We start from the raw sequence: 2,488 nt of genomic DNA on the forward strand, positions 1-2,488 counted from the left end.
CACTAACGATGTCCCGCGGTACCCGGACTCAACACTCCGTCCGGGCGATCCTGATGGCGCCCAATCCCTCCGTTCATCCCTCGGATGATCAACTACCTACCACTGGGAACTGCTGATACTGCGAACTGCGGGTACTGCTCCACTCAGAACTGCTGGTACTGCTGGCGATGCGAACTGCGTCCTGCTCGTGACCTGCAGCAGCGCCACGTTTCGGCAGCCAGCCCCGTCGCCCGTCCTGCATCTGCTCTGGCTTGGAACCCCACTGCCGAACCTCCCGGTGCGCGCGCCCGCAGCCGACGCCTTCACCGAGGTACCACTCACTGACTTCACTGCCGGGTACTTCTCGTACTGCTCTACTGCGAACCGCTTTGCACTGCTCGCGGCCTGACCGAGCGCCACGCTTCCGGCAGCCAGCCCCGTCGCCCGTCCTGCATCTGCTCTGGCTTGGAACCCCACTGCCGAACCTCCCGATGCGGATGCCCACCATCGACACCCTGACCGAGGCACTGCCGTACTGCACCACTGCGTCAATTGCTGGTACTGCGTGTGGTGGCCCCTGATGACTGCGGGCCACCCGGTCCGGTGATCAGTCCCGTCGCCGACCTGCAACTGCTCTGGCTTCGACACTCCACCACCGCACCGTCATACGGGTCCTGCCTGTACTGCGGATTCTGCCTGCCCGGCAGTTCGTCTCTGCCAGGCCCTGCGGTCTCTCTGGGCTACGAGAGAAACCATAACCACACCACCACCCAATGTCTACTCCGGCCATCACAGATTTTCGGATGATCTCCAGGGCTGCTCGGGCGTCAGGCTGGACCGAGTTCCGGGTCGCGGGTCGCGCGGACCTCCCAGCGGCCCGTCCGGTCGGAGAGGTCCGCCCGGCGCCGCACCAGGAAGACGCAGGCCGCCACGGCCACGGCCGCGGCGAGTGAGGTCGTCAGAGATGCGGCGAGCCAGGACATCGGCAGCATCAGCACGAGAACGACCAGTGCGTAGGACAGCGCCATGCCCCCGAGCCAGGGCCAGTGGGCCCCAGGCACCACGGTGGTGGGCCACGGGGAGAGCCGCGTCGAGCGCTCCGGGTCGGGCTGTACCGGGGTGGCGGGCTCCAGGACCCGCTGGAATTCCTCACGGTCGATCTTCAGCCACGCCACCTCCCCCTCGTCGGTGACGAAGGCGACCGGCTGCTCGTCGTAGCGGATCAGACGCCAGTTCCGGGCACCGCACAGCCAGCCCGGCCGTTCTCCCATGCGCGCCGCGAGGAGGGCGAGCCCGGCCGGCTCGACGGTCGGGTTGCCGATCAGCACCTCGGAACCGTCCTCCAGCGCGAAACGCAGCTTGTGGTCCGATCGCACCCGAACCGTGCCGTCCACCGTTCCGAAGGTGGTGTGTTCGTTCCGCTGGGCCGCGACGATCCGAGCCCGGACGGCGGGCAGCGCCCCGGCGGCCGCGCCCTCACGAAGGGTCCGCCGGGCGGGATCGGACGGAGGGACCCGGACGAACATCAGCGAGCCGAAGAACGTCAGGACCGCTCCGAGGCCAAGGCCGATCCAGGTGGTCAATGGCGTGAGGGAGAACGCGAGCGGAAAGGCCGCCTCCACGTACCGCTCGACGTGACCGGGGTCGTCCACGACGCCGCCCAGTGCGGGCGCCGTCGGGGCGTGCAGGACCAGGACGGATTCACCCTCGAAGTCGCCCCCGAAGGGGTCCGAGATGTGCCCGCTCACCACCTCGAGCCGCCTGGTGCCCGCACTGCCGCCCCCGGGGCCGCGGGCGGGCACCTCGACGGTGACGTCGGCGGTGTCCGCGACTTCCTTGTTCTTCCCCGACTTCACCCGTTGGACCTCGACGATGGTGCCCCGCGTCACTTCGGCACCGGCCTTCTGTATGGCCGCGATCCGCTTCAGGTCGTCGCCGTCCGGGCGCGTGATCAGCTCGGTGAGCACGGCCACGGCGGGCAATACCACCACCACGGCCAGCAGCAGGGAAAGGAAGTCCCTGAACGGCCGTATCCAGGGCAGCTTCGCGGGCGGCGCCGGCACCGGTTCGACCTGCCTCGGTGGCGTGACCGGGATCGGCCGGGAGGCCGACCACACCCACCCGGCGGCCAGCGCCAGGGCCACCGCCCCGAGCATAGCCACGTCCGGCCGATACACCGATATGCCGACGTTGAACAGCAGCGCCCACAGTGCCAGCACCGCAAACAGCAGCGCACCCCCACCCAAAGACCTGGCTACCCAGGCGATTCTCCCCATGATCCGAAAGCTAGCAACTCCGTTGCTCGCGAAGAGACCTGGGGAGGGCAGTCATCACCGCCGGCTCCGGGCCCGGTCACGAGGGCGCCGCGGGCCCGGCAAGATCCGAAAGAGACGGCCTAGGCGCAATGCTGGTGACTTACTGATCGTTTCAGAATGAACTTTGGCTGGTGGGTTGTCAGTTGGCTGGTAGGTCGGCAGGATCTGTTGTGTGTCTGTTGATCTCGTGCCTG

The 2,488-nt window shown here is 67.9% G+C and carries 1 protein-coding gene; it reads right to left on the minus strand.

Annotated elements, in window-relative coordinates; all coding sequences use genetic code 11:
* Nucleotides 1-806: 806 nt before the first annotated feature.
* Complete coding sequence (locus ACFWTC_RS38760; RefSeq protein ID WP_384030720.1) at nucleotides 807-2,255, minus strand: hypothetical protein; 1,449 nt, start codon at nucleotides 2,253-2,255, stop codon at nucleotides 807-809.
* Between the last annotated feature and the right edge of the window lie 233 nt (nucleotides 2,256-2,488).

The sequence above is a fragment of the Streptomyces sp. NPDC058619 genome, from assembly GCF_042717785.1.
In the GTDB taxonomy this organism is placed as follows: Bacteria; Actinomycetota; Actinomycetes; order Streptomycetales; family Streptomycetaceae; genus Streptomyces.